This window comes from Halobellus sp. EA9 (assembly GCF_051195055.1).
Lineage (GTDB): Archaea > Halobacteriota > Halobacteria > Halobacteriales > Haloferacaceae > Haloquadratum > Haloquadratum rubicundus.
This window is the reverse complement of sequence record NZ_JBNTJW010000008.1, coordinates 72,666-94,713: the sequence shown is the minus strand read 5'-3', so window position 1 is coordinate 94,713 and position 22,048 is coordinate 72,666. Positions and strand designations below refer to the sequence as shown.

21 protein-coding genes and 1 pseudogene are annotated in these 22,048 nt (G+C 71.0%); 12 read left to right on the top strand and 10 right to left on the bottom strand.

The genetic code is table 11. From position 1 onward, the window contains the following. The first annotated feature begins 44 nt into the window (after window positions 1-44). Window positions 45-1,538, top strand: coding sequence for a proton-conducting transporter transmembrane domain-containing protein (locus tag ACQUQ0_RS11740; RefSeq protein WP_435185216.1), 1,494 nt, complete (start codon window positions 45-47; stop codon window positions 1,536-1,538). Further along, on the top strand, window positions 1,528-4,026 hold the full coding sequence (locus ACQUQ0_RS11735) for a DUF2309 domain-containing protein (protein ID WP_435185214.1): 2,499 nt from the start codon (window positions 1,528-1,530) through the stop codon (window positions 4,024-4,026). Before ACQUQ0_RS11740 ends, ACQUQ0_RS11735 begins: the two co-directional genes overlap by 11 nt. Window positions 4,027-4,130: 104 nt before the next feature. Here the strand turns inward: ACQUQ0_RS11735 and ACQUQ0_RS11730 are convergent, their stop codons facing one another. The 5 genes from ACQUQ0_RS11730 to ACQUQ0_RS11710 all read right to left on the bottom strand — a co-directional run bounded on the left by ACQUQ0_RS11730 (window position 4,131) and on the right by ACQUQ0_RS11710 (window position 8,521). Next, a complete protein-coding gene (locus ACQUQ0_RS11730; protein WP_435185212.1) occupies window positions 4,131-5,867 on the bottom strand; it encodes a PH domain-containing protein in 1,737 nt (578 codons plus the stop codon). Window position 5,868: 1 nt separating this feature from the next. Continuing rightward, window positions 5,869-6,336: a PH domain-containing protein gene (locus ACQUQ0_RS11725; RefSeq protein WP_435185210.1), complete on the bottom strand. Its 468-nt coding sequence runs from the start codon at window positions 6,334-6,336 to the stop codon at window positions 5,869-5,871. A gap of 5 nt (window positions 6,337-6,341) precedes the next feature. Further along, entirely contained in the window at window positions 6,342-6,800 is a 459-nt protein-coding gene (locus ACQUQ0_RS11720; protein ID WP_435185208.1) for a CopD family protein, read from the bottom strand. 85 nt (window positions 6,801-6,885) lie between these two features. Then, window positions 6,886-7,581 carry a YqjF family protein gene (locus ACQUQ0_RS11715; protein ID WP_435185206.1) on the bottom strand — a complete coding sequence of 232 codons (696 nt, stop codon included), beginning with the start codon at window positions 7,579-7,581 and terminating at the stop codon, window positions 6,886-6,888. Between the two features lie 73 nt (window positions 7,582-7,654). After that, window positions 7,655-8,521, bottom strand: a complete 867-nt coding sequence (locus tag ACQUQ0_RS11710; protein ID WP_435185204.1) for an inositol monophosphatase family protein — start codon at window positions 8,519-8,521, stop codon at window positions 7,655-7,657. 97 nt (window positions 8,522-8,618) lie between these two features. On the opposite strand from ACQUQ0_RS11710, the gene ACQUQ0_RS11705 reads away from it, so the two are divergent. Next, window positions 8,619-9,134 carry a macro domain-containing protein gene (locus ACQUQ0_RS11705; protein ID WP_435185202.1) on the top strand — a complete coding sequence of 172 codons (516 nt, stop codon included), beginning with the start codon at window positions 8,619-8,621 and terminating at the stop codon, window positions 9,132-9,134. A gap of 4 nt (window positions 9,135-9,138) precedes the next feature. Beyond that, complete coding sequence (locus ACQUQ0_RS11700; protein ID WP_435185200.1) at window positions 9,139-9,342, top strand: hypothetical protein; 204 nt, start codon at window positions 9,139-9,141, stop codon at window positions 9,340-9,342. Between the two features lie 37 nt (window positions 9,343-9,379). On the opposite strand, the pseudogene ACQUQ0_RS11695 reads toward ACQUQ0_RS11700, so the two are convergent. After that, window positions 9,380-9,709: pseudogene (locus ACQUQ0_RS11695) on the bottom strand (succinylglutamate desuccinylase/aspartoacylase family protein); the annotation flags it as partial. A 120-nt stretch (window positions 9,710-9,829) separates the two neighbouring features. On the opposite strand from ACQUQ0_RS11695, the gene ACQUQ0_RS11690 reads away from it, so the two are divergent. The 5 genes from ACQUQ0_RS11690 (at window position 9,830) to ACQUQ0_RS11670 (ending at window position 12,735) form a co-directional block, all read left to right on the top strand. Further along, the gene (locus ACQUQ0_RS11690; RefSeq protein WP_435185198.1) at window positions 9,830-10,204 is read left to right on the top strand and encodes a helix-turn-helix domain-containing protein; all 375 of its coding nucleotides are present in this window, start codon (window positions 9,830-9,832) and stop codon (window positions 10,202-10,204) included. 1 nt (window position 10,205) lies between these two features. After that, window positions 10,206-10,499, top strand: a complete 294-nt coding sequence (locus ACQUQ0_RS11685) for a DUF7521 family protein (protein ID WP_435185196.1) — start codon at window positions 10,206-10,208, stop codon at window positions 10,497-10,499. A gap of 95 nt (window positions 10,500-10,594) precedes the next feature. Further along, window positions 10,595-11,032 carry a thioredoxin gene (gene trxA, locus ACQUQ0_RS11680; protein ID WP_435185194.1) on the top strand — a complete coding sequence of 146 codons (438 nt, stop codon included), beginning with the start codon at window positions 10,595-10,597 and terminating at the stop codon, window positions 11,030-11,032. 82 nt (window positions 11,033-11,114) lie between these two features. Continuing rightward, entirely contained in the window at window positions 11,115-12,080 is a 966-nt protein-coding gene (locus tag ACQUQ0_RS11675; protein ID WP_435185192.1) for a ribose 1,5-bisphosphate isomerase, read from the top strand. A 61-nt stretch (window positions 12,081-12,141) separates the two neighbouring features. After that, window positions 12,142-12,735 carry a hypothetical protein gene (locus ACQUQ0_RS11670; RefSeq protein WP_435185190.1) on the top strand — a complete coding sequence of 198 codons (594 nt, stop codon included), beginning with the start codon at window positions 12,142-12,144 and terminating at the stop codon, window positions 12,733-12,735. Window positions 12,736-12,762: 27 nt separating this feature from the next. On the opposite strand, the gene rbcL is transcribed toward ACQUQ0_RS11670, so the two are convergent. The 4 genes from rbcL to ribH all read right to left on the bottom strand — a co-directional run bounded on the left by rbcL (window position 12,763) and on the right by ribH (window position 17,887). After that, window positions 12,763-14,034, bottom strand: a complete 1,272-nt coding sequence (rbcL, locus tag ACQUQ0_RS11665) for a type III ribulose-bisphosphate carboxylase (RefSeq protein ID WP_435185188.1) — start codon at window positions 14,032-14,034, stop codon at window positions 12,763-12,765. A 45-nt stretch (window positions 14,035-14,079) separates the two neighbouring features. Then, the gene (locus ACQUQ0_RS11660; protein ID WP_435185187.1) at window positions 14,080-16,041 is read right to left on the bottom strand and encodes a DEAD/DEAH box helicase; all 1,962 of its coding nucleotides are present in this window, start codon (window positions 16,039-16,041) and stop codon (window positions 14,080-14,082) included. A 296-nt stretch (window positions 16,042-16,337) separates the two neighbouring features. Beyond that, window positions 16,338-17,486 (bottom strand): pyridoxal phosphate-dependent aminotransferase, encoded by a 1,149-nt coding sequence (locus ACQUQ0_RS11655; RefSeq protein ID WP_435185185.1) that lies wholly within the window; start codon window positions 17,484-17,486, stop codon window positions 16,338-16,340. After that, on the bottom strand, window positions 17,483-17,887 hold the full coding sequence (gene ribH, locus ACQUQ0_RS11650; protein WP_435185183.1) for a 6,7-dimethyl-8-ribityllumazine synthase: 405 nt from the start codon (window positions 17,885-17,887) through the stop codon (window positions 17,483-17,485). Before ribH ends, ACQUQ0_RS11655 begins: the two co-directional genes overlap by 4 nt. Before the next feature lie 143 nt (window positions 17,888-18,030). Here ribH and ACQUQ0_RS11645 point away from each other — a divergent pair, with 143 nt between their 5' ends. The 3 genes from ACQUQ0_RS11645 (at window position 18,031) to purE (ending at window position 21,965) form a co-directional block, all read left to right on the top strand. After that, window positions 18,031-20,043: a flippase activity-associated protein Agl23 gene (locus ACQUQ0_RS11645; RefSeq protein ID WP_435185181.1), complete on the top strand. Its 2,013-nt coding sequence runs from the start codon at window positions 18,031-18,033 to the stop codon at window positions 20,041-20,043. A gap of 88 nt (window positions 20,044-20,131) precedes the next feature. Further along, window positions 20,132-21,298, top strand: coding sequence for a 5-(carboxyamino)imidazole ribonucleotide synthase (locus ACQUQ0_RS11640; RefSeq protein WP_435185179.1), 1,167 nt, complete (start codon window positions 20,132-20,134; stop codon window positions 21,296-21,298). Between the two features lie 16 nt (window positions 21,299-21,314). After that, on the top strand, window positions 21,315-21,965 hold the full coding sequence (purE, locus tag ACQUQ0_RS11635) for a 5-(carboxyamino)imidazole ribonucleotide mutase (RefSeq protein WP_435185178.1): 651 nt from the start codon (window positions 21,315-21,317) through the stop codon (window positions 21,963-21,965). Window positions 21,966-22,048: the final 83 nt, after the last annotated feature.

Here is a 22,048-nt window from a genome sequence, read left to right as displayed (position 1 = left end):
GCGGCGACGTCGGGGGCGGGCGTCCGACCGAGACGGATCAAAGAATGTCAGGGAAGTTGCAGTCTACGGCGATCGGAGAGCTACCGAGCGGCGAATCGGAGTCGACGGCGGTGCCGACGGCCGTCACCCGACTCACGTGGGCGCTGTTCGTCGCGTCCCTCGGTGTGCTCGCCGGCCGACTGCTCGGCTGGTGGGCCCCGACCGGGACGGCGTTCGGGCTCTTCGCCGTCGACGGGCTGACCCTGCTCCTGTGGGTCGTCGTGACCTTCTTCGGCGGCATCGTCGCCAGCTACTCGCGGCGGTACATGGCCGGCACGCGCGGGATCGACCGCTTCTTCGGCCGGGTCCTCGGCTTCGTGGGGACCGTGATGGTCCTGGTCGCGGCCGATCACCTCCTGCTTTTCGCGGCCGCCTGGCTCGGGATGGGCCTCGCGATGGCCGACCTGATCGGCCACGTCCGCGGCTGGCCGCAGGCTCAGGCCGCCGCGAGCCTCGCCCGCCGGTACTTCGTCGGCGGCACCGCGCTCCTGGGCGTCGCCCTCGCTGTCCTGTGGTGGCAGACGGGCGCGACGACCGTCTCCGGCGCGGTCGCGGCCGCGGGCTCGCTCTCTTCGACCACCGTGTTCGTCGTCGCCGGCGCGCTCGTCCTGGCGGCGATGGTCCAGTCGGCGCTGCTGCCGTTCCACGGCTGGCTCCTGGGGTCGATGACGGCGCCGACGCCGGCCTCGGCGCTGATGCACGCGGGCTTCGTCAACGCCGGCGGGATCCTCCTGCTGCGCTTTGCCCCCGTCGTCACCGCGGAGCCGTCGGTGATGCTCGCGATCGTGCTCGTCGGGGCCGTCAGCGCCCTGGGCGGGAAGCTCCTCAAGTCGGTCCAGCCCGACGTCAAGCGCCGGCTCGGCTGCTCGACGGTCGGCCAGATGGGATTCATGATTATGCAGGCCGGCCTGGGCTTCTTCGGCGCCGCGATCACGCACCTGATCCTCCACGGCTTCTACAAGGCCTACAAGTTCCTCTCGTCGGGGAGCCGGATCGAGCACACGGGGCCGAAATCCGGGTCCGACGCCGGCTCGCTCGGCGCCGTCGGCGGGGCGGTCACGCTCCTGTCGGCGGTCGCCGGCGGCGGCGTCTTCGTCGCGATCACCGGCAAGGGCGCGGGGCTGAACAGCGGGCTCGTCCTGACGCTGGTCGTCGTCGTCACCACCCTGCACGCGGCGCGGACGACGATCGCCCACACCGATCTCCCCGCGTGGGCCCGGATCGGAGCGATCCCGCTCGTGTTCCTCCCCGCGATCGCCCTCTACGGCGCCGTCTACCTCGCCGTCAAGGAGGTCCTGTACGGCCTGCCGATCGTCACCGCGGCGGCCGAACTGACCGTCGGGCACCTCCTCGTGGCCGCCGCGTTCCTCGCGACCTACGCCGCGATCGAATCGGGCGCGTACCGGCACAGCCGGCGCCTCTACGTGGCGCTCGTGAACGCCGCACAGCCACCGTCGACGACCGTGCTTACTTCAACGGAGGACTACAATGAGTACTGAGACCGCGATCCGCGACAGCATCGAACAGGCAGAAAGCGCCGTGGGGCGGGTCTGGCCGCTCCACTCGTTCGTGACCGCGAACCCCCTCGCCGGGTTCGAGGACCGCCCCTTCCACGAGGCCGTGAAGCACGGCGAGCGGCTCTACGGCGGGGGCGGCTACCCGAGCGCGGAGGTCTTCCGCCGCGCCTGGGAAGGCGGTCAGATCGACGGCGAGATCCTCCGCGAGGAGCTATCGGAGCGCGGCTACGACGCCGATCCCGAAGCGCAGTTGGAGCGGCTGGCGGCCGCCGAAGCCGACAGCACCGGATCGGGCGGCGACGCACCCGGAGAGTCGCCGTCGGACCGGGTCGACGCCGTCCTGACGAAGTGGCTCGCGGCGTTCCTCGACCAGGGGAGCGCGGAGTGGTCGATGCCGGACCGCTCTGCGGGGTTCTACCGGGCGTTCCGGGCGATCGCGCGCCACGACCGCGAGATCCCGAATCCGGGAGCGATCGCCGACCTCCCCGAGGACCCGATCGACGCGCTCGAAGCGCGGCTCGAGGCGTTCCCGCGGGACCGCTGGCCGGCGATCTTCGAGCACCACCTCACGGCGCTGCCGGGCTGGACCGGCCTGATCAGACAGCGCATCGACGACGGCGACGTCTGGCAGTCGGAGCACCCGATCACGCTCGTCGGCTACCTGGCCGCCCGGCTGACGCTCACAGAGCAGTTCGGCGCGCCGATCGCTCCCGCAGAGGCGGACGTCGACGCGGCGTCGACGACTGCGAGCGGGAGCGAAGACGCCGACGTCCCGCTGGCCGAGGCGTGGCTGAACGCCTGGGAGGCGACCTACCGCGAGGAACTGGTCGAGGCCGTAGCCGCCGAGAGCGCCGCCCGCGAGGCCGACAGCGAGAGCGGCGACAGCGAGAGCGGCGACAGCGACGGCCGGCCGGACGCCCAGCTCGTCTTCTGCATCGACACGCGCTCGGAGATCATCCGCCGGCACGTCGAGTCCGCCGGCGACTACGAGACCCACGGCTACGCCGGCTTCTTCGGCGTCCCGATGCAGTACGAGGGCTACGGCTCCGAGGTCGGCAGCGACGCCTGCCCCCCGATCGTCGACGCCGCCCACCGCATCGAAGAGCGGCCGGCGGACGGCCACGACCACCGGCACGCGGACCACGAGCGGTGGACGAGCGTGCTCGAAGCCGGCGAGACGGTCCTCGAAACCCTGAAGTCAAACGCCGCGACCGCGTTCAGCCTCGTCGAGACCGCCGGAAGCGGGTACGGCGCCGCGCTCACCGCGCGGACGCTGTCGCCCGGTCGCGTCCACGAAGCGCTCGACGCGCTCGACGCGCGGATCCCGAGCGCCCACGAGTTCTGCAGTCCGGTCCTGGACCGCGATATGCACGCGGCGACCGACGGCGGGCTGCCGAGCGGGCTGAGCTTCGACGAGCGCGTCGAGTACGCGGCCGCGGCCTTCGAGCTGATGGGCTGGGAGGAGTTCGCACGCGTCGTCGTGTTCGCGGGCCACGCCAGCGAGACCGCGAACAATCCGTTCGGATCGAGCCTCGACTGCGGCGCCTGCGCCGGCAACCCCGGGGGCCCGAACGCCCGCGTCCTGGCGTCGATCTGCAACGACGACGAGGTCCGCGAGGCGTTAGCCGAGCGCGGCGTCGACGTCCCCGACGACACCGTCTTCGTCGCCGCCGAGCACAACACCACGACCGACGAGATCACGCTGTTCGACTCCGGCGTGCCCGAGAGCCACGCGGAGGACCTCGAACGCCTGCGCGCGGACCTCGCGGACGCCACCGCCGACGCCGCGGCCGAGCGCGTCGAGACGATGGGGGGCGACGCCGGCGCCGCAGAAAGCGAGACGAAGCGCCGCGCCGCCGACTGGGCCGAGACGCGCCCGGAGTGGGGCCTCGCGGGCAACGCGGGGTTCGTGATCGGCCCGCGGGAGCTCACCGCCGACCTGGACCTGGACGGCCGCTCGTTCCTGCACTCCTACGACTGGCGCACGGACGACGCCGGCGACGCGCTGGAAGCGATCCTCACAGGGCCGATGGTCGTCACCCAGTGGATCAACGCCCAGTACTACTTCGCCACCGTCGACACCGGCGTCTACGGCAGCGGCTCGAAGGTGACCCACAACCCCGTCGGAAACGTCGGCGTCTACCAGGGCAACGGCGGCGACCTGATGCGCGGCCTGCCGCTCCAGTCGGTGATGGCCGCGGACCACGACCCCTACCACCAGCCGCTCCGGCTCTCGACGGTCATCCACGCGCCGGTCGAGCGCGTCACCGAGATCCTCGCCGAGCACGAGACCCTCGCCGAACTGCTCGACAACGACTGGCTCTCCCTGACGGTCGTCGACCCCACGCGGGGCCACGACGCCTTCCAGTACGAGGAGAACCTCGAATGGACGGGCCTCGCGGACGCGAGCGAGCCGACCGTCGAAGAGTCGCCCGCGGCGGTACAGACGCCGATGGCCGCCGACGACTGATAGTGATTACTCCCGTTTCGTAGCGCCGAACGCCGTTACCGGGGGTGGCGTTCGGCGGTAAACAGTGAGAGTAATCACTATGAGGCCGACGCGGCCCGAAGAGACTATTCGACGTCGGGCCCGCCGCTTCCGTTCTGATCGCGACTCGGCACCGAGTCGTCGGCGCCGTTCGGCGAACTGACGTCCTCGCTGTCGTCAGTCGATCTGTCGTCGTCATCTGTCGGCCTGTCGTCCCCACTGTCGTCTGTCGGCCTGTCGTCTCCACTGTCGCCTGTCGGTCTACTGTCTTTCCTCTCAGGGTTCCCGTCTTCCGTCGTCGATTCCGCGGGGTCCTCGTCTTCGAAGCCGATCCCCGCCCGGCCGGCCCGGTAGGCGTCGACGGCGCGGCCGAGTCGGGCTTCCAGCTCCGCCCGGAGACAGTCGGCCCGCGCGCCCGCGACGTCGACCGCGGCGGCGTCCTGTCCGGTCAAAGACAGCGAGCCCGCGGTGTCGATCGTCACCGTCGCCAGGTCGAGGCGGCGCTGGAAGACGTTCCGCGAGTCGATGACCGTCTGGATCCGGTAGTAGGGAACGATCTTCGTCTCCCGCCGGAGGACGCCGTTCCGCGTGACGACGTGGGTGTCGCCCAGCCAGTGGCCCCGGTGCCGCCAGGTCGCGTGCGCGAACCACACCGCGACCGGCGCCAGGAGGAGCGGCGGCCACCAGGGAACGGGAAGCGACAGCAGCGCCTGCGCCCCGTACAGCGCGGCCGCGAGGACGCCTACGACGAGGAGGTACCGAACGAGGTAGCGCCGCCGCGCCCTGGTCGGCGGGCGCTCGAAGTCCACGTCGCCGACGGGCTCTAGGGCCTCCACGAGATCGAGGATGCGGTCGCGCTCGGCGATCGGGATCGCCGCCTCCGACCCCCGCGAGCGCCCGTCCGAGCCGCCGGCCGCGTACCCGGCGGTCTCGATGTACAGCGTCGCGTAGCCGAACCGCCGCTTCAGGGGGTTGTCCCTGATCGTCAGCGTCTGTATCTTGTCGAACGGGATCGACCCGTCGTAGCGCTGGAGCAGCCCGCGCTCGTACTGGAGTTCGTCGCCGGAGCGGACGAGCCGGAAGTCGTAGTACTCGACGACGGAGGCGGCGGCGCCCACGACCCACGAGGCGAGCGCCAGCCCGACGAGCGCGACGCCGGTGACGGCGGCGAACGCGACCCCCTGGAGCGCGGAGAGATAGCCCGCGACGACGCTGGATCCGAGGGTCGAGACGGCGACGAAGAGGAGCCCGGGAACGCGGAGGTCGACCGACAAGGCGCCCAAGATGGCCAGCTCGCCCCGGTCGAGTGCGAACAGCTCCGTCGTCTCCGGGCCGCTCTGTGGGCTTTCGCCCTCCTCACCCGGCTCGGGCTCGCCGCGCTTCAGCCGGCCGAGTTCGCGCTGGAGCCGTTTCGCCTCCTCGAAGGAGACGAACCGGAGTTCGGCCTCCGTCTCGCCGCCGCCGGCGGTCTCGAAGGACGCGACCGCGATGCCGAGGACGCGCTGGAGCACGTTCCGCGAGATGTCGACGTTCTGGATCCGCCGGAGCGGGATCTCCCGGCTCCGTCGGGAGAGCACGCCGGATTCGATGTCGAGGGAGTCCGCGGAGAGCGCGTAGCTGAACCGCCGGACGTAGGCGACCTCGTACCCGACGAGGACGCCGGCCGCGAGGAGCCCGAGCGCGGCCACGAAGAGCGGGCCCGCGGGACCGATCCCCGGGAGGTCGAAGCCGCCGACGAGCGCGAACGCGAGGGCGACGACGACGCCGCTCCCGCGCTGGAACACCCGGTACGGCACCGACAGCGGCGAGAGGCTCCGTGCCATCTCAGACCGCGTCTTCGCCCTCCGAGCGGATCGCCAGGCGCTTCAGCCGCTCGCGGAGGTCGTCGGCGTCGTCGAGCGCGAGCCCCGGCACCGACACGTCGGCGCCGCGGGAGCCGGCCGTGTAGACGACGGTGCTCGCGAGGCCGACGGCCCGCTCGGTCGGCGACCGGGAGGTGTCGACGTGCTGGACCCGCACGAACGGCACGACCGTCCGGACGCGCGTGAGGACGCCCCGCTCTAGGTACAGCGAGTCCTCGCGGACCTCGTAGCGCCACACGCGGTACCGGAGGACCGCGCTTGCGACCCCCAGGGTAGCCAAAGCGACGAAGACGGCCGCCGGGGTCCAGGCCGGAACCCACGGCGGGGCGACGGTCAGGCGAGCGGCGAGCGCGACGCCGGAGAGCACCGCCGCCGTGATCAGGGCGCGCGCGATCCAGAGCAGCCGGGTGCGGGGGTGGAGGCGGTTCATCTGACTCAGTAGAGGACGAACCCGGAGGCAAGCAGGCCGGCGTCGACGAGGAGCAACACGCCGACGACCGCGGCCGCTCGGAAGATCGTCGCCGTCTCCTCGGCGGGCGTCCGGACCCGCTTCTCGCGGAGGCCGTCGACGAGTCGGCTCCGACCGATCTCGACGAGCGCGGTCAGGACGAGCCACAGGGCGAGCATCGCCAGAACGAGGTGGCCCTGCCAGGTCCCGGTGAGGCTCGCGACCGTGTACCCCGTCCCGGCGAGGTGGCCGCCGGTGAGAAGCATCACCACGGAGGCGCCGCGGGAGAGGTAGACGAGCCGATCGGCGATCGATTCCAGCGGCGCGGCGTCGAGCGCGCCCTCGACCGCCGACGGGAGGACGGCCCCGGCGACGAAGACGACGCTTCCGACCCACAGCGCTCCGACGAGGACGTGCAGCGTCTGCATCACAGTGTCGAGTACCATAGCGAACGGCAGGGACCGGCGGCGCTTGAAACCCGGCGGTTCGGCTCCTCGCGGCGCGCCGTCGCGGTCGGCCGATCCGCCGCCCTCAGACCCGGCGGAGCGGACCCGCCGTGACCTCGGTGCCGGGCGAGTAGTGGACGATCGGGTCGCCCTCGGGCGCCTCGAAGCCGTTCGCGGCGAACAGCGTGTTCGATTCGATCTCGGCCTCGGCCGGCGCGAGCGGCCAGGGCGGGTGGTCGATGTCGCCGTAGTAGAGCCGGCCGCCGCCGTCGGTGTAGAAGCGGTAGTTCTCGGTCAGGAACGCCTCCAGCGACCCCGCCTCGGGGACGGACTCGGGGCCGACCGGGCGGTAGGTCCCGACGAACCGCGCGGGCGGGACGTCCGGGTGGGTCCGCCTGTGCCGTAGCGTCAGTTCCGGGCCGTCGTCGCCTTCTGTTCGGTCGACGCGGAGCTCGGCGCGGTAGTACGGGAGCTCGAAGAACCGCCGCGCGACCGACACGCCGAGGCGGTCGTCGGCGTCGAGGCTGAAGAAGTAGACGCCGTGGTCGTCGCTCCCGGGGCGCGTGACGTACGTCCGGAGGTTCAGCTCCGGGAACGACAGCCCCAGCGGCGCCCCGCAGGGGCGGATGTCCGCCATCACGAAGCCGACGACGCCGAGCCACGCGTCGCCGTCGTAGGTAGCCACGCGGAGCCCCTCGGGGAGCCGCGCGGAGACGACCGCGGGGTCAACCGGCCAGTGGGCGAACAGCGCGTCGCGCCACCGCATCTGGAGCAGGTCCATAACGGATCGAGGGCCCACACGCACTTTCGGCTTCCTTGAGAATAGCCCGCACGGTCGGCGCGACCGCGACGCCCTACCCCGAGCGGTCGACGCCGTCGATCGCGCCCGTCGCGGCCGCGAGGAGGTCGTCCAGTTTCTCGCGGTCGGGCGCGGCGACGTAGAGGCCGTCGACGCCGATTTCGTCGGCCGGGTCGGGCTCTGCGGCGCCGTCGTCGCCCTCGCCGTCGAGATCGACGACCCGGCGTTCGACGTCGGCCTCGCGGGCGAGCAGCGTGCCGGCGTAGTGCTCGTAGACGTCGGGGCGGTAGGCGACGAGGCCCTCGATGTGGCCGGTGGCGAGGAGCCCCCAGTCGACGCAGGGCGACCAGGTGTTGATGACGCGCTTGCACTCGGCGCTGACCGCGCACTCGACGCGCTCGGCGGTCGCGCGGTGGGTCTCGTCGCGGACGGCGGGGAGGCCGACGACGAACGAGACGGTGCCCTGTGGAAGCGAGCGGTCGCTCTCGGCGCGCGTCGGTTCGCCGTCGACGGTCACGCCGCCGTCGCGCCGCGCGAGGTAGGTCGTGTCCGGGAGGGGCTCGTAGACGGCCGAGACGAGGGGGCGGCCGTCGCGGAGGACACAGACCGCCGACGCGAACGAGGGGAGCCCCGCGGCGAAGTTGTTGGTGCCGTCGAGCGGGTCGACGACCCACTCGTAGCGGCCCTCGCCGTTGCGGCCGGACTCCTCGCCGTGGATCGCGTGGTCCGGGTAGGCGTCTTCGATCACGTCGGCGATCCGGGCCTCGGCCGCCTCGTCGGCCGCGGACTTCACGTCGTGGGTGCCGTACTCGGCTTCGATCTCCTGATCGCGGAAGGCCCGCCTGAGATAGTCGCCGCCGGCGCGGACCGCGCGCGCCGCGACCGCCTCAAGCACCGCGGGGTCGGGTGATGCCTCGCGCATACGTCCGCAAGGGCCCGACCCCGACAAGAGCGGTTCGGTCCGCCGGCCGTTCCCGTTACGGCGCTGACGTTTTTGTGATGGACTCACAATGAGGGGTATGGAGTTCACCGTCGTCCAGGGCGACATCGCACAGCAGTCGGCGGAGGCCCTCGTCAACGCCGCCGGGACGAGCCTCCAGATGGGCTCGGGCGTCGCGGGCGCGCTCCGCAGCGCCGGCGGCGAGGCGCTGAATCAGGCCGCCGTCGCGAAGGGACCGATCGATCTCGGCGCCGTCGCCGTCACCGACGCCTACGACCTCGACGCCGAGTACGTCGTCCACGCGGCGGCGATGCCGCACTACGGCGACGGACGGGCCACGGCCGAGAGCATCCGCGACGCGACGCGGAACGCCCTCGAACGCGCCGACGACCTCGGTTGCGAATCGGTCGTGCTCCCCGCGCTCGGGTGCGGCGTCGCCGCCTTTCCCTTAGAGGAGGGCGCGCGCCTCATCGTCGAGGAGATCCGGGCGTTCGAGCCTGAATCCCTCGCTGACGTCCGTTTCATCACCTACGGGGACGACAGCTACGAGACGGTCTCGCGGGTCGTCGACGCGGTCGGAAGCGACGGGGCGTGAGGCCGTGCACGTCCCCGACGACGCCCCCGACCAGTGTCCGGTCTGCGAGGCCGACTACGACTCCGTCTCCGAGCACGACCGCGGGATTATGGTGAACCTCCTCGACAACGACCGATACCAGCGAGTCTGCTTCGATCCGGTGCTCGTCGACGGCGCGGCCCGCGTGCGCTTTTACCACCACACCCACGAGCAGGCCGAGACGAACTGAACGGCGGGTCGGATGCGGGCCCGAGCGGGAGTCCCCGCTACGCCCACGCCTGCTCGGAGAACCCCCCGGCCCCGACCTCCCGCTCGATCTCCCGGAGCGTCGCGTCGTCGACGCTCACCAGGTGACAGAGCGGGTGTCCGGGCGCGGCCACCGGGTTCTGGAGCGAGCCGATGATGAGCCCCGTGAACGGCGCCGCGACCCGCTTTTCGCGCTCCTTGAAGTGGTTCGAGATGGTGCAGATCGTGTCGCCCTCGTAGACGAGCGGGACCGGGCCGTACTGCATCTCGACCAGACCGCCGGTGTCGGCGCGGAGCCAGGCCTTGTCGGCGCCGCTGTCGACGACGCGGGTCCAGCCGGGCCACCTGACTTCGGCGTCGTACCGGAAGGGTTTGGGGTCTGTCACGCGCCGGCGTTCGCGCGAGAGGCAAAAAGGTGTTGCCCGCCGATCCCGAGGGATTAATACATCAGGTGTTCCTCGCTTCCGATAATGGCGCGCGAGCCGTCCGCGGAGGAATCGGCCGATCTCCGGTCAGTCCTCGATGCGCTCGACGACGAGGACGCGAGAGCCATCATCCGGGCACTCGACGAGCCGCACACCGCGAGCGAACTCTCGGAGAACTGTGACATCCCGCTTTCGACCACGTACCGGAAACTGGACCTGCTGACCGAGGCCGAACTCCTCGAGGAGGGGACCGAAATCCGCTCCGATGGACACCACACGACCACCTACGCCGTCGCGTTCGAGGAGGTCCGCATCGCGCTGACGGAGTCCAGGCGCCTCGACGTCGACGTCGTCCGACTGGAGCAGAGCCCCGAGGACCGGCTCGCAGACATCTGGACCGCCGTTCGGGAGGAAACGTAATATGCCACACACAACCGCATCCGCGAGCATCGCAACGGGTATCGTCGTGGTGAAGACGGGGATCCTCGTCCTCGGCGGACTCATCACGTACTTCTCACTGAAGGCGTACCGCAACACCGGCACCCGAGCGCTCCGAGCGCTCGCGGTCGGGTTCGGGATCATCACGCTCGGGGCGCTCCTCGGCGGGACGATGGACTTCATCCTCGGGGTCAGCCTCGCGACGGGGATCCTCATCGATGCCGCGCTGACGTTCGTCGGGTTCGCGGTCATCACCTACTCGCTGTACGCCGACTGACCGACGCGGGGTCACCCGAAGGAAGACGACTCGCGCGACTGTATTGTTCTAATTTTGCAAAACTGTTTTATTCGGCCGCGTCCAATGTACGGTCGATGAGCGAATCACCAAGCGCAGAGGACGAACTCGACGAGATCAGACGACAGAAGCGCGAGGAGTTGGCGTCCCAGATCGAGGGCGACGAAGAGCCAAGAGAGCCGGATTCCGGCGCCGCGCCGTCCGAGCCGATCCACGTGAACGGCTCGGCGGAGCTCCAAGAGACCGTCTCGACCCACGACGTCGTGTTGGTCGACTTCTACGCGGACTGGTGCGGACCGTGCAAGATGCTCGAACCGACGGTCGAGTCGCTGGCGGCGGACACCGACGCCGCCGTCGCGAAGCTCGACATCGACCAGAATCAGCCGCTCGCGGGGCAGTACCAGGTGCGCGGCGTCCCGACGCTGCTCCTGTTCAGCGACGGCGAGCCCGTCGAGCAGGTCGTCGGCGTCCGCGACGAGTCGACGTTGCGCTCGCTGATCGAGCAGTACTTGTAACCCCGCGGTCGCGTCGCCGACGTCGTCGGCGCCGCCCGGATCGTCACCCGCGCTTTTCAGCCGTCGCCGCGAAGAGTCAGGTATGACCGACGCTCCCGAACGCGAGGTGGCCGAGGAGGTCAGCCGCGTCGCCGAGGACATCGACACGATGGAGATCCGCGGCGCGGCCACGATCGCCGACGCCGCCGCGCGCGCCCTCGCGGCGCAGGCCGACGCGAGCGAGGCCGAGTCGCCGTCGGCGTTCCTCGACGAGCTCCGCGCGGCCGCCCGCGTCCTCCACGACACCCGCCCGACCGCGGTGAGCCTGCCGAACGCGCTCCGGTACGTCTTCCGCGACGTCCGCGGCGCGACCGTCGAGGAACTCCGCGAGAGCGTCCGCGAGAGCGCCGCCGAGTTCTGCGAGCGGCTGGACACCGCCCAGCACGACCTCGGCCGCGTCGGGGCGAACCGCCTCCGCGACGGCGACACGATCATGACCCACTGCCACTCGACGGACGTGCTGGCCTGCGTCGAGGGCGCCGTCGAGCAGGGCAAGTCGCTGTCGGCGTACGCCAAGGAGACCCGTCCCAGGAATCAGGGCCACATCACCGCCGACGCCCTGAGCGAGATGGGCGTCGACGTGACGCTCATCGTCGACTCCGCGGCGCGGCGCTACCTCAACGACGTCGATCACGTTCTGGTCGGCGCCGACAGCATCGCCGCCGACGGCTCCGTCATCAACAAGATCGGGACGAGCGGGCTCGCGGTCAACGCCCGCGACCGCGGCACGCCGATCGTCTGTGCGGCCCAGACGATCAAGCTCCACCCGGGGACGCTCACCGGGCACACGGTCGACATCGAGATGCGCGACGAGTCGGAGGTGATCGATCCCGAGACCGCAGAAGAGATCGGCGATCCCGAGGTGCTGAATCCCGCGTTCGACGTGACGCCGCCGCGGTACGTCGACGCGATCGTCACCGAGCGCGGGCAGTTCCCCCCGGAGAGCATCGTCACGCTGATGCGCGAGCTGTTCGGCGAGAGCCCGATCCAGCCCTGGGAGCAGGCGTAGTCCCGCGGCGACCCGGCCCACCACAGAAAGGCTTTACGTCCGCCGCGGCCATCTCGCGTCGATGGCGCCCCTCCCGCATCTCTCCGCGAAGCTCGCCGTCGGGATCGGCTCCGCCGCGCTCGCGCTCCTCGGCGCGTGGGCGACGATGGCGACCGCCGGCTATCCCCGCGAGCACACTCTCCGCTCGTGGCCGGCCGTCCTCGCGCGTCGGCTCCGTCGCGAACTGCCGCGCGGCGACCACCTCACCGTCGCGTGGGCGGTCGTCGCCGCCTGGTCGGTCCTCGTTTCGGGACTCCACTTCGGGGGTCTCTACTACGACATCTACAACGCGTATCCCTGGTGGGACCTCCTCACTCACGCGATGGGCGGCCTCGGTGTGGCCGCGCTCCTGAGCGTCACGTTCCGCGAGGAGACGCTCCGCTCGCCGTTCTGGGTCGTCGCCGCGGTCCTCGCGATCGGCGCGGGCTTCGAGGTCTACGAGTTCGTCTTCAAGACGTTCTGGTACCGGTGGTCGCTCGGCTACTACGTCACCGACACCGTCGTCGACCTGCTGATCAATACGAGCGGCGCCGTCGTCTTCGCGGCGGCGGTGGCGCTCTACCAGCGACGGAACGGCGCGGCCGCTCGAACCGCGAGCGGCGCGCGCTCGGACTGATGCCGAGCGAAGGACCGGCGCGGCGCGCTACCGCGGCGTCTCGGTGCCCCACTTGTCGATCGCCGTCGCGAGCGCCGGGCTCTCGTCGGCCTTCGATTCGAGGGAGACGCCCTCGGCGTAGGCCTCGACGGCCGCGCGGAGCGCCTTCGCGCCCTCGTGGGTGCCGTCGGGGTGGCCGTGGATCCCGCCGCCCGCCTGGACGCAGACGTTCGTGCCCGTCGCGTCCAGCAGGTCGGGGACGAGCCCCGGGTGGAGCCCGCCGGAGGCGACCGGGAGGACGTCGGAGAGGCCGTAGAGATCGTCGCGGAGCCACGCGTTGATGCCGACCGTGTCCTCGTTCGCCAGTTTGCCGAGGCCGGCGGTCCCGGTGTGGAGTTGATCGACGCCGACGAGGCGCGCGATCTGGGCGAGCACGCGCATCGAGACGCCGTGGTGCGGGAGGCGGTCGAAGGCGGCGTGCATCGCCCGGTGGGCGTGGATCGCGAGCCCCAGTTCCTCGCAGCGCTCGCGGACGGCCTGGACCGCGGCCCAGCCGCAGGTGATCACGTCGACCATCACGTACTCACAGCCCTCCGCGGCGACCTGGTCGACGCGTTCGAGCATCTCGTTCGTGCCCGCGGTGACGTTGATGAGGTAGGACTTCGGCTCGCCGGTCTCGTCTTCCGCCCGGTCGCGCTGGGCGAGGCTCTCGACGAGGCGGTCGTGGAAGGGATTGAAGTCCTGGTCGGTGAGGTTCTCGTCGTCCTTGAGGAGGTCGACGCCGCCGGTCCAGGCCTCGTATCCCACCTGGGCGTGGCGCTCGGTCGAGAGGCCGACCTTCGGCTTGGGGACGGTCGCGAGGATCGGCCGGTCGGAGACGCCGAAGATCTCCTCCCGTACGTTGGAGCCGAACTGCGGACCCATAAAGGACGTCGCGAGGCCCTCGGGCCACTCGCAGTCGAGGAGGCGGATCGAGTCCACCGCCTTCATCCCGAGGATGTTGCCCGCGATGCACGAGAGGATCTGCGGCATACTGCCGGGCTCGAACAGGCCCGCGGGGTAGGCGACCCTGATCTCGGTCGTCTCGCCCGCGGCGACCTCGCCGTCGTCGATCGCGAAGGCCGTCGCGCCCATATCGGTGAACCCCTCGCCCGTCGGGAGCGCGGCCCACGTCCCGTTCGAGGACTCGGAGGCGACCCGCGAGGCCGCGTCGGCGACGTCCATCCCCTCCGCGGGCGCGATTCGGAAGGTGCAGACGAGGTCCGAGTCGGCGGGCTCGTACGACAGGTCGATGAAGTCCTCGTAGGTGATTCCAGCCATAGCCGGATCTTCGCGCCGTGGTCTGATAAAGGCCGCCGCCGGTCCCTACGGGCGCCTGGCGCCCGCGCCTCCGGAGACCGACTCGCCGAGGTCGCGGCGCGCCGTCCGGAAGATCCCGACGTCGGCGTCGAGGGTGTCCGCGAGCGCGTCGCCGGCGCCGAGGAGCCACGCCGCGCGCTCGACGTGGGACTCGACGTCGCCGGGTCCGATCCGGTAGCGCTCGACCAGCGTCTCGATGTCGGCGCCCTCGCTCCACTCGCGGAGGATGCGCGCGAGCTTGACCGCACAGAGCCACGCCTCGAAGTCGTCGGCCTCGCCCGGGCCGGTAGTGAACTCCGCGGCGCGGCTCGTCGCGTAGCGGTAGATCTCGGCGCGCTCGCGGTTGCCGAGGTAGGTGCCGCGCATATCCGGCGTGCCGCAGACGAGCGCGAGCGCCGTGAGCGGGGTCACGGTGTCTTCGTCCATCGCTCGGATCGTCCGGATGCCCTCGATCAGTTGCGCGCCGGTCTCCGGGCGGACGTACTGCCGGGAGACGGTCGCGCCCAGGTCGGTCGCGGCGAGCCCGCCGTCCGCCCCGACCTCCAGTAGCTCCATCGACGCCAGTTCGTCGGCGACCTCGGCGAGCACGCCCGAGAGGTCGACGCCGGGCGACTGGTGGGCGAAGAACGTCGCGTCCAGGAGTTCCAGCACCGCGTCCTCGGAGTCGGCGAAGCCGGAGGCGACGACCGAGAGGACGTGCGTCCGCAGCGCCTCGCGGGCCGCCAGTTGGGACTCGACGGCCTCGGGCCCGGTGTCGACGTAGCGGTCCCACAGTTCGTCGGCGGTGTGCTCGTCGCCGACGAGCACCGCCTCGCCGTAGGGGTCCAGGTGTGGACGCCCCGCCCGCCCGCACATCTGGTGGACCTCCAGGGTGGAGAGCCACGCCATCTCCTCGCCGGTGTAGCGCTTGAGGTCGCGGACGACGACCCGCCGTGCGGGAACGTTCACGCCCGCGGCCAGCGTCGGCGTCGCACAGAGCACCTTCACCTCCCGGTCCCGGAAGCCGGACTCGACGAGCGCGCGGTGCTCGCTCACGAGGCCGGCGTGGTGGAAGCCGACGCCCGACTCGACGGTCTCGGCCAGCAGTCGTCCCGTCTCGGTGCCGCCCGCGTCGCGGATCTCGTCCGCGAGGTCCGCGGTCGCGTCGCTCTCGCGGCCGTCCTCGGCGAGCCGCGCCGCCAGCGACTCGGCCTCGCGGCGCGAGCGGACGAACGCGAGACACTGGCCGCCGCCGTCGAGCGCGTCCGCGACGAGTGCGGCCGTGACCTCGGTGTCCTCGTCGTCGTTCGGGCCGACGGGGCCGACGTCGACCGACAGCGCCGTGTCGTCGTCGAACGCGACCGCACCTTCGGAGTAGACGCCCGTTCGGAGGTCGACCGGCCGCCACGTCGACTCCACGAGGTCGGCGTCGAGCCACGCGGCGACGTCCTCGGGGTTGTCGATCGTCGCCGAGAGCGCGACGACCTGGACGCCCGGCGCCCGGCGCTGGAGCGTCGCGAGCGTCACCTCCAGGGTGGGTCCGCGTCGCGGCCGCCCGAGCAGGTGGACCTCGTCGACGACGACGCAGGCGAGGTCCTCTACCCAGGTGGCGCTGTTCCGGATCGCCGAGTCGACCTTCTCCGCGGTCGCGACGACGACGTCCTCCTCGCCGAGCTCCTCGGCGGGCGAGTCGAAGTCGCCCGTCGAGATGCCGACGCTCACGCCCGGCAGTTCGGAGAAGGACTCGTACTTCTCGCGTGCGAGCGCGCGGAGCGGGACGATGTACAGCGCCGGCCCGTCGGCGGTCAGCATCGCCAGTTCCGCGATCAGCGTCTTGCCCGACGCGGTCGGGATGGCCGCGACGGCGTTCCCGCCCTCGGTGATCCCGGCGTCGACGGCCGCGGCCTGCGGGGGGTACAGCTCCTCGATCCCCGCCGCGCGGTAGTGCTCGCGGACGGCCGCGGAGACGGGCAGGTCCCGAACGTACACGTCTGCGAGTGGGTCGCGATCGTATAAAAAGCCGCGGCGCTCCTCACCGACATCGAGGCGATCGTTTATACCGGATGACGGAGGCAGAGCCCCCGTGACGTAATCAGCGTCCCGCGCCGGCCTGCGGGTGTCCGGCACGCCCGGCGTGGGTTCGGTCGAGGGGGTGCCGGTTGTCCGCCAGAGTGACCGAGAGCGAACGCCGGAGCCCGCTCCTCATAGTGATTACTCTCGTCTCTTACCGCCGAACGCCACTCCCGGTAACGGCGTTCGGCGGTAAACAGTGAGAGCAATCACTATCAGAAGTAGCCGTGCTCGGCGAGCCGGTCGACCGCCTCGCGGAGCCGCTCTTCGCTCGCGGCGTAGGAGATCCGCGCGTAGCCGGGCGAGCCGAACGCCGATCCGGGGACGGTCGCGACGTGGGCGTCCTCGATGGCGCCCGAGCACCACGCCTGATCGTCCTCGTCGACGGGGAGCATCATGTAGAACGCGCCATCGCCGACGGGCACGTCGACGCCGTGCTCGGCGAAGAGGTCCGAGAGCATATCGCGGCGCTCGAGGAACGCATCACGCATCTCCAGGACGTCCTCGTCGGTGTTCTCTAGGGCTTCGAGCCCAGCGTGCTGGACGAAGTTCACCGCACAGGACACTGAGTGCGAGTGGAGCTTGCCGGCCTGCGAGACCAAGGACTCGGGCGCGTGAAGGTATCCGAGCCGCCAGCCCGTCATCGAGTACGCCTTCGAGAAGCCGTTGATCGTGACCGTCCGGTCTCCCATTCCGTCCAGAGTGGCGAGGCTCGTCGGCTCGACGCCGTAGGTGATCTGCTGGTAGATCTCGTCGGAGATGACGGTGACGTCGTGCTCGACGGCCAGGTCGCGGACGCCTTCCAGCGCCGCGTCGGAGTAGACCGCGCCGGTCGGGTTCGACGGGGAGTTGACGACGAGCAGTTCGGTGTCGTCGGAGACGGCCGCGCCGAGGTCGTCGAGTGCGGGCTCCAGCTGGAAGTCGTAGGGCGCGAGGTCGACGCGGTTGAGCGAGCCGCCCGAGAGCTTCGCCATCGCCTCGTAGGAGACCCACGCGGGGTCGAGGAGAACGACCTCGTCACCGTCGTCGATCAGCGTCTGGAACGTCTCGAAGAGCGCCTGCTTCCCCCCGGGCGTGACGATCACCTCGCCGGACTCGGCGTCGATGCCGTCGTCGCGGAGCTTCGACGCGATCGCCTCCCGGAGTTCCGGAATCCCGTTCGAGGGGGTGTAGCCGGTGTGCCCGGCGGCCATCGCCTCCTGACCCGCCGAGACGATGTTCTCAGGCGTGGGGAAGTCGGGTTCGCCGACCGAGAGGTCGACGACGTCGACCCCCTCCGCCTCCAGTTCGCTCGCCTTGTTGCTGATCGCCAGCGTCGCGCTCGGTTCCACCTGTTCGACCCGATCTGCGAAATCGAAACTCATGCTAACGTCTCCACCATATCGACCGCGGCGTTTACCGCTTCCGCACCTTTGTCGACTCGCTCCCGCGCTTCGGCCCCACTCTGCCCCGGCCCGGAGACGCCGAGCGTGACCGGGACGTCGCGGTCGAGGCTCACCTCCGTGAGTGACTGCGCCGCCGCGTCGGCGATGACGTGGTCGTGGTCCGTGTCGCCGGTGACGATCGCGCCCACGACGGCGACCGCCTCGACCTCCTCGCGCCGAGCCAGCCGATCGGCCGCCAGCGGCGAGTCGTACACGCCGGGCACCCGCAGCGTCTCCGTAATCGTCGCGTCGCGTTCGACGGCCGCCTCCTTTGCGGCCTCCGCCATCCGATCGGTGACCGAGGCGTTGAACTCGGTCACCACCAGTCCGAGCGTTACCATACCGGGCGGTCCCACGGCGGCGTCAAAGAGGTATCGGCACGCCGCGGACCGGAGACCGTACCCGCGAGGCCGGGGTGTCGAAACACGACCCCTCGGAATTCCAAACACAAGAGTTGTAACGGCGTGGCCGACACACAGTGACGATGAGCCCTGACGCGGGCCCCCGCGACTCCGACGCTCCGCCCTCCAGCGATTCGTCCGCCGGCGTCTCGTCCGCCGACGAGATCGACGAGCAATCCCAGTCAGCCCGCGGGACGCCGTCGCGCCCCGGCGACGACGCGCTCTCGGATCCGGCCGGGACCGACCCGACCGAGTCGGCCGCGGACGCGTCGGCCGGCACCGAATCGACGGTCGGCGAGGCGACAGCGGTTTCGGGGATCGTCTCACGCACGCGGGAGAAGTACCACTTCGGCCGGCGGCATACCCTCGTCGGCGTGGTCGCGTTCACCGTCGCCGCGCTGGTCCTCCGGACCGTCGCGCTCGGGGGGCGGATCTTCCACTGGGACGAGGGTCGGGTCGGCTACTGGATCCTCCGGTATCACGAGACGGGCGTCCATGAGTACCGGCCGATCGTCCACGGGCCGTTCCTGCCGATCGTCAACGACTGGCTGTTCGCGCTGCTTCCCGTCTCGGACTTCACCGCGCGCCTCCCGGTCGCGGTGATCGGGGCGCTCCTGCCGCTGTCGGTGTGGCTGTTCCGCGAGCGGCTCCGCAACACGGAGCTCGTCGCGCTCGCGGCGCTCTTCGCGCTGAATCCGCTCTTGGTCTACTACTCGCGGTTTATGCGCAACGACGTCCTCGTGGCCGCGCTTTCGTTCGTCGCGCTCGGCTTCGTCGTCCGCGGCTTCGACACCGGGCGGCTCCGTTACGCCTTCCCCGCGGCGTTCTCCCTTGGGCTCGCGTTCACGATGAAGGAGAACGCGATCCTCTACGTCCTCTGCTTCCTCGGCGCCGGCGCGCTGCTGGCCGACCACCGGCTGATCGCGGCGCGGGCCCGCGGGGAGTCGGCGCGTGCGGTGTTCGGCCAGTGGCGTGCGGCGACCGCCTCGCGGCTGCTGGCACACGGGCCGACGCCCCGGGCGTCGCTCGGGCGCGTCGTCGGGACCGCCGTCGGCGCCGCGGCCGTCTTTCTGGGTGTCGTTTTGTTCTTCTACGCGCCGCGGCCCGATCTCTGGCAGGCGTTCGCGACGCCGTCGATGCTCCCGGGCGTCGTCGACGCGGGCACGGTCGGCGCCGCGGAGAAGTTCGTCGACACCTGGGCCGGCGGGAGCCACCAGGACCACCCGTACCTCCCGTACCTCCACGACCTCGCCGAGACGCTGGTCTACGGCGCGCCGGCGGTGATCGCGTTCGGTCTGCTGGGCGTCGCCGTCGACCGCTACGGGATCCGCGGCGACGGGCCGCGCGAGATCGTCACCTTCGCGACCTACTGGGCCGTCGCGTCGCTGTTCGGCTACCCGATCGCGACCGACATCCAGGCGCCCTGGGCCGGCGTCCACGTGGTCCTCCCCCTCGCCATTCCGGCGGCCGCGGGCGTCGGTTTCGTGGTCGCGTCCGCCCGCGACGCGCTCGACTCGCGGGACGCGGTCAGCGTCGGCCTCGCCGCGCTCGTCGTGCTCGCGGCGTTCAGCGGCGTGGTCGCCGCCAACGCGGCGTACTTCAACTCCGCCTCCGAGGAGGACAAGCAGGTCCTCCAGTGGGCCCAGCCCGCCAACGACCTCAAGCCGACGATGGAGGTCGTCGGCGACGTCGCGGCCGCAAACGAGGGGACGGACGTCCTCTTCGTCGGGACGCGACCGCCGGGCGGCGACGGCCAGGTGTTCTACGTCCGCAACGAGTCGTCGCTGCGGACCGCCCCGCCGGGCGGCCCGGCGTGGCACGACCGCCTGCCGTTGCCGTGGTACCTGGAGCAGTACGGCGCCAACGTGACCAGTTCGGCGCCCGACGCCGAACTCGGGGAGGTCCTCGCGGACGCCCCGCCGGTGGTCATCGCGAAGGACTACGACCGCGACGAGGTCGCGGCCGAGCTGTCGGGCTATACTGCTTTTGAACACGACTTCCGGCTCTGGAACGACCGCGTCGTCGTCTTCGTCGACACGGAGCGCCTGCGCGAGGTGGCGCCGGAGTACGCCAAGCGTGGCGAGCCGGTCGAATAATCGGGTGCTCGGGGAGGATACGCACGTCCCTGCACATTCTCCGACCCGTTCGGCAAGGTTTATTCACCATCCTTCGGTACTCACGCCCGTGACCGTCACCGTACCCGGCCCCACGCTCGGCGTCGTCGGCGGCGGCCAACTCGGCCGGATGCTCGCCGAGGCGGCCGCGCCGCTCGGCGTCGAGATGATCGTCCTCGATCCGACCCCGGACTGCCCAGCCGCGCCGGTCGCCCGCGACCAGGTCGTCGGCGACTTCGACGACCCCGAGGCGTTCCGCGAGCTCGCCGCTCGCGTCGACGCCCTGACCTTCGAGATCGAACTCGCGGACGCGGAGCTGCTCGATTCGGTCGCCGAGGAGTTCGGGCTCTCGGTGAACCCCGCACCCGAGACCTTGGAGACCATCGAGGACAAGCTCGTCCAGAAGCGCGAGCTGGAGCAGGCGGGCGTGCCCGTGCCGCCGTTCCGCCGGGTCGACGACGCCGACGACCTCCGCGACGCGCTCGCGGAGTTCGGCGAGGTGATGCTGAAGGCCCGCACCGGCGGCTACGACGGCCGCGGCAACGTCCCCGTCACCGACCCCGCAGACGCCGAAGACGCGATGGAGGCCGTCGGCGGCCCGGCGATGGCGGAGACGTTCGTCGACTTCGCCCGCGAACTCTCGGTGATCGCCGTCCAGGGCGACGACGGGGTCCGCACTTTCCCCGCGGGCGAGAACGTCCACGAGGAGGAGATCCTCCGGGAGACGATCCTCCCCGCGCGGACCGACGACGAGGTGCTCGACCGCGCCGACGAGGTCGCCCGCGACGTCCTGGAGACACTCGACGGGCGCGGCGTGTTCGGGATCGAACTGTTCGAGACCCCGGACGGCAAGATTTCGGTCAACGAGATCGCGCCGCGGCCGCACAACTCCGGCCACTGGACCATCGAGGGCGCGCGGACCTCCCAGTTCGAACAGCACGTCCGGGCCGTCCTCGGCTGGCCGCTCGGCTCGACCCGGTTGCGCTGTCCGACCGTGATGGCGAACGTCCTCGGCACCGTCGACGAGTCCCGACCCGCCCGGCTCGGCAACGTCGAGGCCGTCCTCGAAGATGAAAACGCCTCCCTGCACTGGTACGGCAAGGACGAGGTCCGCCCGCTCCGGAAGATGGGCCACGTGACGCTGACGGGCGGCGACGGCGGCGACGGCGCGAGAGCCGATCCCGACGATCTCCTCGCGCACGCGAGAAAAACACGCGACGCGCTCCGTTTCGAGTAACCCACGGATCCAACCGATGACCGACTACACGCCAGATTCCGACGCCGACGTGACCGTACAGGACCTCATCGACCGCCTCCGCGCGGAGGCCGACGCCGACGCCGACCCGGCGACGACGCCGGACGTCGGCATCATAATGGGTTCGGACTCGGACCTCGACGTGATGCGCGGCGCCCACGACGCGCTTTCCGAACTGGGCTTCGCCGAGCAGACGGACTTCGACGACGCCCCGGAGTCGCGCTTCACCTACGAGACCTACGTCGTCTCCGCCCACCGGACGCCCGAACTGATGTACGCCTACGGCGAGACCGCCGCCGACCGCGGCCTCGACGTCATCGTCGCGGGCGCGGGCGGCAAGTCCGCCGACCTGCCGAACATGACCGCCTCGATCGCGTACCCGATCCCCGTCGTGGGGGTGCCGGTCAAGGAGAAGTCCGTCGACTCGGTGATCGGGATGCCGACCGGCGCGCCGATCGTCGCCGTCGACGCCGGCAAGTCCTTCAACGCCGCGCTGTCGGCCGCACAGATCCTCGCGCGCGAGCACGAGGAACTGGAAGAGCGGTTGGTGGAGTACCACGAGTCGCTCGTCGGCGCCGTCGCGCGCGACTCGCGCGACCTCCACGATCTCGGCGTCGCGGGGTACGTCGAGAGCCGAAACGACGAGTAGCGGGCCGCTCTTTTTACCGCGGACGTCTGTGTGGGCATCCCACGCGTGTGACGATCTCGCAGTGCTCGGGGCGCGAGGCGCCG